This window comes from Okeania sp. SIO2B9 (assembly GCF_010672505.1).
Classification (GTDB): domain Bacteria; phylum Cyanobacteriota; class Cyanobacteriia; order Cyanobacteriales; family Microcoleaceae; genus Okeania; species Okeania hirsuta.
The window spans coordinates 1-6245 of the sequence record NZ_JAAHGK010000340.1; the positions used below are offsets into that span (position 1 = coordinate 1).

General features: G+C 36.0%; 10 protein-coding genes. 4 read left to right on the top strand and 6 right to left on the bottom strand.

The genetic code is table 11. The annotated features are described in order from the left end of the window. Window positions 1-624, top strand: a 624-nt coding sequence (locus tag F6K13_RS13755; RefSeq protein ID WP_287287629.1) for a sensor histidine kinase, incomplete at its 5' end; no start/stop codon positions are given. A gap of 657 nt (window positions 625-1281) precedes the next feature. Here the strand turns inward: F6K13_RS13755 and F6K13_RS13760 are convergent. The 3 genes from F6K13_RS13760 to rpmI form a co-directional block, all read right to left on the bottom strand. Then, a complete protein-coding gene (locus F6K13_RS13760) occupies window positions 1282-1812 on the bottom strand; it encodes a tetratricopeptide repeat protein (protein ID WP_124142899.1) in 531 nt (176 codons plus the stop codon). Window positions 1813-1934: 122 nt separating this feature from the next. Next, window positions 1935-2291 (bottom strand): 50S ribosomal protein L20, encoded by a 357-nt coding sequence (rplT, locus tag F6K13_RS13765; protein WP_124142898.1) that lies wholly within the window; start codon window positions 2289-2291, stop codon window positions 1935-1937. Between the two features lie 18 nt (window positions 2292-2309). Next, window positions 2310-2507 carry a 50S ribosomal protein L35 gene (gene rpmI / locus F6K13_RS13770; protein WP_124142915.1) on the bottom strand — a complete coding sequence of 66 codons (198 nt, stop codon included), beginning with the start codon at window positions 2505-2507 and terminating at the stop codon, window positions 2310-2312. A gap of 564 nt (window positions 2508-3071) precedes the next feature. Here rpmI and scpB point away from each other — a divergent pair. Next, a complete protein-coding gene (gene scpB / locus F6K13_RS13775; RefSeq protein WP_124142897.1) occupies window positions 3072-3584 on the top strand; it encodes an SMC-Scp complex subunit ScpB in 513 nt (170 codons plus the stop codon). 218 nt (window positions 3585-3802) lie between these two features. Here scpB and F6K13_RS13780 read toward each other — a convergent pair whose 3' ends face one another. From F6K13_RS13780 to F6K13_RS13790, 3 genes are all read right to left on the bottom strand, one after another. Further along, window positions 3803-4111, bottom strand: coding sequence for a DUF5615 family PIN-like protein (locus F6K13_RS13780; RefSeq protein ID WP_161564299.1), 309 nt, complete (start codon window positions 4109-4111; stop codon window positions 3803-3805). After that, a complete protein-coding gene (locus F6K13_RS13785) occupies window positions 4092-4319 on the bottom strand; it encodes a DUF433 domain-containing protein (RefSeq protein ID WP_124142914.1) in 228 nt (75 codons plus the stop codon). Before F6K13_RS13785 ends, F6K13_RS13780 begins: the two co-directional genes overlap by 20 nt. A gap of 113 nt (window positions 4320-4432) precedes the next feature. After that, complete coding sequence (locus F6K13_RS13790) at window positions 4433-4642, bottom strand: type II toxin-antitoxin system HicB family antitoxin (protein ID WP_124154219.1); 210 nt, start codon at window positions 4640-4642, stop codon at window positions 4433-4435. A 289-nt stretch (window positions 4643-4931) separates the two neighbouring features. Here F6K13_RS13790 and F6K13_RS13795 point away from each other — a divergent pair, with 289 nt between their 5' ends. Together F6K13_RS13795 and F6K13_RS13800 are read left to right on the top strand one after the other, a co-directional pair. Next, window positions 4932-5426, top strand: coding sequence for a hypothetical protein (locus tag F6K13_RS13795; protein WP_287287631.1), 495 nt, complete (start codon window positions 4932-4934; stop codon window positions 5424-5426). A 20-nt stretch (window positions 5427-5446) separates the two neighbouring features. Then, a partial coding sequence (locus tag F6K13_RS13800; RefSeq protein ID WP_287287632.1) for a GUN4 domain-containing protein occupies window positions 5447-6245 on the top strand: 799 nt, incomplete at its 3' end.

A 6245-nucleotide genomic window follows, 5' to 3' on the forward strand; every position in this document is an offset into this window, starting at 1 on the left:
GAATTTTTGCAGGAAGATTTACCGAAACTTTTTAACTCAATGAAGGTGGGAGCTAATCGTATTGAAGATATTGTCAAATCTTTGAGAAATTTTTCACGCCTTGATGAATCTGGACATAAAAAAGCTAACCTCCATGAAGGAATTGATAGTACTCTTACTATTTTATACAATCGTATTAATCGGCGACATAATCTTCCTGCAATTGAGATAGTTAAAAATTATGGTAATCTTCCAGAGGTGGAATGTTATCCAGGAGAGCTTAATCAGGTATTTATTAATATTATTAGTAATGCCATTGACGCTATTGAAGAAAAAGATGCAAAGCGGACTACCGAACAAATCAAATTAGAACCAAGTCTCATTGAAATTTCCACTAAAGTTGTTGGTAAATTTGTACAAATTTGTATTCGGGATAATGGACCTGGTATTCCACCAGAAGTCAAAGAACGTCTTTTCGATCCTTTCTTTACAACTAAGGAAGTTGGTAAAGGTACTGGACTAGGATTATCTATTAGCTATGAAATTGTAGTTGAGAAACATAGCGGTAGCCTAAAATTTAACTCTAATCTTGGAAAAGGTACAGAGTTTGTGATCAAAATTCCGATGAAGCTCAGTAGTCAATAGCTAATAAACATCTCCAGAAAAGAGGGAACAGGGAACAGGGAACAGGGAACAGGGAACAGGGAACCCACCCCTCGCCCCTCCCCCTCCCAGGAGGGGAGTAATTGATAATTTCTGGATAAGAATTGATTTTATTTTTTATTTTTGGAGATGTCTAATACACATCTGCGAAAAAGAATGGACTTTTTGCAGAAGTAGGGAACAGGGAACACTTAATATCATGTTCGGTAGAACAGTTATAATTAGGCTCGTAGTTTTGCTCTATCCCTAATATAAATATTGTAAGGGCTAGAGCAAAACTACAAACAAAAACTTTGTTATCAGTAATTATCCGTTAGCGCAGCTCCCCCGGAGGGAGCACATGATATAATATCATGTCCGGTTGAACAGTTATAAATAAACGACGGAGGAGTCAGGTAGGGGAGCCGTCAGATTGGCGACGTACAGGAGTCAGGAGTCAGGAGGGAAGAAAGGAGAAGAGAAGGAGAAAGTTTTTTTATCACTAATTATCCGGACATGATATAACTGTGGACAGGGAATAGATTTTCACGCCAAAGACACGAAAAATTATTTTGTAAGTGACTGTTACAACTCTAGCTTATGTTAAATAAAGAGCAAGTTTATTTTCTGGAGATAGCTAATAGTTAACTAATTAAGATTTTATGAAGATGGTATTAAACGTTTTCTCATAGATTCTGCACGTCTTTTCGCAGTATCATTGTTTGGGTCACATTTTAGTGCTGACTCATACGCTTCTAAAGCTTGAGCAGTTAATTTTTTCTTCTCATAAACATGACCCAAATTATTGTAGGCAGTTACATAATTAGGGTCTATTTTTAATGCTTCTTTATATTGCCTAATAGCAATATCGTATTGCTCTTTAGCAAAGTAAGAAAAACCAAGAGCATTATAAATTTTAGCAAAACTTTCTGAATTTTCTGAACCTTTTAATTTCAGAGCTTTTTGTAACAATTCAGTTGCTTGAGAATACAATTTTTTTTCTAAAAATATACTGCCAAGCTGATAATATTCATCTATTGTTCCCTGTTCTTTTGTCAGTTTACTTTTCAAATTAGAAAGCTGAATTTCAGTTTTCCTTGTCTTCGCAATCTGGCGAATGACAAATATACCTGCCACAGACAATAATATCAGTAGTATTAATAGGTATAAAACTGGTAGAGTGCTATCCATAATTAATATTAATTTTTATAAGTAATAAGGCTAGATTTGAAATCTTAGGAGTGGAGTAGGAAGTAGGAAGTAACTGTCATAAAAATTCCCGGTTCCCAACTCCCTAAATCTTCTAGTTGATATTATCCTTTAGCTTGACTTGCTAATTCAACTACTTTAGCAAAAGTTTCAGGATCTAAAACTGCTAATTGGGCTAACATTTTACGGTTAATGGCAATATTAGTTTTTTTCATATTACCTATTAGTTGACTATAACTCATGCCCTGTTGACGAGCTGCAGCATTTATCCGAGTAATCCATAAACGACGGAAATCCCGTTTGCGTTTACGGCGATCGCGATAGGCATTGCGTAACGCCTGCATAACTCGCTGGTTAGCTACTTTAAATAGTTTAGACTGTCTACCTCTAAATCCTTTAGCTAGTTTAAGAACTTTGTTACGGCGTTTACGGGCAACATTACCTCTTTTGACTCTGGTCATAAATTTCCCCCTAAAATTTTACAAATATGGAAGCATTAAACGTACATTTTCTTCATTAGTCTCATGGACAAGAGCCATTTTAGACAGACGACCCTTGCGAGTGGAGCTTTTATGTTGCAACAGATGACTCTTAAAAGCTTTACGACGCATGATTTTTCCACTGCCTGTTACTTTAAAGCGTCTAGCTGCCGCCTTGCGAGTTTTTAGTTTTGGCATGATTTGCAGTAATTTTAGACACAATGTTTTATTATAGCACAAAAATTTGTTAAAATCAAATACCTATTTTATTGGATATGTCCAGAAAAGAGGGAATAGGAAACAGGGAACAGGGATAAATAATTGATGATTTATATAGGACTTAACTTTTTTTCTTGCTCTTAAGCTTCCTGCATCTTCCTTCTTCCTTCTTCCTGACCTTTGCTACCGGACATGATATTAGATTTGGACTTCAAGTTTGACCTAACAACAACCTTATGATAAAAAAATCAGACTAGACTACTTTGCGCTTCATTGATGAGCAAAGTTTTCTAATCACAATTACCGAAAAATTAAGGTATAAAGCCTCTCAATTCATGGATAAAAAAGCGGTGGAGGGATGGCGAACCGCGTTTGCGGTAGCATTCCGTAAGGAAAGCAGCTCTGATCAGAGCTGGTTTTGGAGCCATATCCAATCGACCAAGAGAAGAAAAAAAATCCATCGATCCAATCCTCTTATTTATAAGAAGAGGTAATTCTAAATTCTAAATTCTAAATTCTTGAACCCCAAAGTAATGATACTAAATGTTTAGTCTTCCTAGTAAAATTGAGGCAATTTTATACCTCAAAGGACAACCCCTCTCCATTTCTGAAATTGCTGAAATTGCCAAATGTGAGCGTGGCCAAGTTAAAGATGCTTTAATCGAATTAATGTCTGAATATGCCCATCGACATACTGCCTTAGAAGTTATAGAAACAGAAAAAGGTTATAGTCTTCAACTCAAAGCAACTTTTGCTGAGTTGATAGAATCTTTGATTCAACCAGAGTTGGGAGTAGGTGCTCTGAGGACTTTAGCAGCGATCGCCCTCAAAGGAGGTATTACTCAATCAGAATTAGTAGATATTCGTGGTTCAGGAGTTTATCAGCACGTTCCAGAACTTGTTACCTTGGGGTTTGTTCGTAAACGTCGTCAAAAGGAATCTCGTTCTTATTGGTTACAAGTCACAGATAAATTTCATCAGTATTTCCAACTAGATCAACTTCCCCAACAATTATCACTTGACCTTAATTCTTTATCCCATGATGAAGAGGAATAAAATTTGGAAATACAAATAATTCTTAAGTAGGCAGAATCGTATCCACTCAATATAATAGACATCTCCTCCAAATGAGGCAGTAGGCAGCTTTGCTGTAGGCAGTAGGGAACCCACCCCTCGCCCCTCCCCCTCCCAGGAGGGGAAATAATTGATATATATAGTGTGAGAATTGATTTGATTTTTGATTTTTACCAGATGTCTAATGGGATAGGCAATAATTATAACTGCCAAGGCCAATCAAAGGGATGATAGAAGAGCGAGCATATGGGTTCAATCAATAAGGGTAGCCAAAATAAGAATATTGTATGAACGAAAACGATTATTATTAAATCAATTTGTTGCAGATTTTGTTGTGAAGTTAAGTTTTGGTCTATTGTTATAAAAGCATCAAAACTTGATGATGCTAATTTTAACAACTCTCCATTTTTTATTCCTGCCCAACCTTGTTCTGGAACTGTTATTACTTGATGATTTATAATTTCTCTTTTGAGCTTTTTAGGTAAGCATTCATCCAGCAATATTTTCATAGGTTTGTTTCAATAATGTTTCTTGAGCTAACTTTAATAGAGAAACTGCTTGTTCTTGAGTCACCGTAGGAAAATCATCAAGAAAATCTGCTATAGTTTCTCCTGCACTTAAATAATCAATAAGAGTTTTAATAGGAACGCGAGTATTTTTAAAGACTGGTATACCTGATAATATTTCTGGAGATATTTCTATTAAATTATTGTTCATAGTTTTTGCTCTTTTGTGTTTTGATTTTTGTAATCCTTTTGAGGATAGCACAAAAAGTTGTAATAAAAAAGTAGCGATCGCGAAGCGGAACGGAGTTCTATCGCCTGTTTTATCTATGTCAAGATAGACCGATTTTTTGGTGTAGGAATTTCTCGTCCTAATTCTTGAGCAGTTTCTATCCATTCTTGCATAATTATTTCTACGTTTTGTAGTGCTGACTGATAGGTTTCTCCATCAGCAATACAACCTGGTAATTCTGGAACTTCTGCTATAAAGGCTTGGTCTTCTTGACTCCAGTATACGATTATTTCGTAGTGTAGCATTGGCTTAATTTTCTAGATGATATTTGATAATAACTGCACAAATTTGTTTGACTTGATGAGCTTTTGCTTATGGGCTTTTGGCTAGAATATTTAGAATTTCAGGCTAGGTGGCCAATTTAGAGTTAAGGTTTTGGACTAAAGTATAGCTTCTTTAAAGAGCGATCGCTCTTTGATTTTATAAGTTTTTCTGGAAATTCCTTATTAGTTGAGAATATGCTTGTGCTACATTATTAGAAACTATTAATTTTTTTTATTTAAGCCTAGCCATCTCTAAAATGAGGAAAATTTTATGACACGAGACCCCGCTGTTTTAAAAAAAGTATCAGTTAGTCTTCCTTTTGGTCTGGGTTCAGCAGAATGGGAAGCTGACTCAACAGAACGTCATGCTGCTTGGTCGCTTTATGTTGAATTGGTAACGCGTATTTCGGTACAACCTTTGCAGGAAGATGAAGGTATTATGAGAGAGGCTTTAAATTCCCTCTATAGTTTGTTTGGAACTACTCGCGAAATTCTCAGAGAAGCTTGCCCTGATGTGGGTGCATCTCATAATTCAGTTGGTGGTCTTGCTATTGCTGTTCTCAACCAAGGATTACGACCTTTTCTGACAAAGTGGCATCCTAATTTACAGGTTTGGGAAGCTCAGAGACCTGATGATATTAGTCCTAAAGAATATGAGCGTCAATGGGTAGAAGAACCTCAGCTGCGCAAAGAATTGGAGACTTTGAGAGGAGAGTTAAATAAATATGCTCAAGCTCTTGCTCAAATTGCTGGTGTTGAATCTTGAAAAAATAAGGAAGGTCATCAATGGATAAACCACAAGAATTTGATGTTTTTCTTAGTCATAACAGTCGTGATAAAGATAGCATTAGAATTATTGCAGAACAACTTGAAGAAGAGGGTTTCATCACATGGTTAGATGAAACTCAATTTAAAGGAGGAGATGAGTGGCAAAAAGAACTCTACGAAGCGCTTGACAAAACTGATATTGCCTTCTTTTTCATTGGGATAAATGGTGTAGGGCCGTGGCAAAAGGAAGAGATAGACTATTTACACCGTCTTTATATAAGTAGTGGAAAGCAAGATATAGTAATTGTTCCTGTATTTCTGCCTGGAGCTAATATGTACGATGTTCCTAGTCATCTAAATTATCTAAATAAGTTTCAGTCTGTATCCATTAGTGATTTGCTTGATCGTAGCGAAATTGATAAGTTGTTGAAGATATTATTAAGAAACAAAACACCGAAACCAACAATATCTCCCAAACCTACTGTTAGCTACATTAATTTAGAGAGATTACTCAGTCAGGGTAAGTGGAGGGAAGCAGATGAAGAAACCCTCATGTGTATATTAAAAGTTGCAGGACGATCTGAGTATGAATATTTATTTTTAGAAAATATAGACAATTTGCCTCGTAAAGACATACGTAAAATAGATGAGCTATGGGTAAAATACAGTAATGGTAAATTTGGTTTTTCTGTCCAACAGGAAATCTATCTTAGAGATTGCGCAGGTGAAACCGAATTTTGGGAAGGAATGGTGGGATATAGAGAGTACAATACAGCGGAAAAGTGGACGTGCTTTTGTAAGAAAGTAGGATGGTACA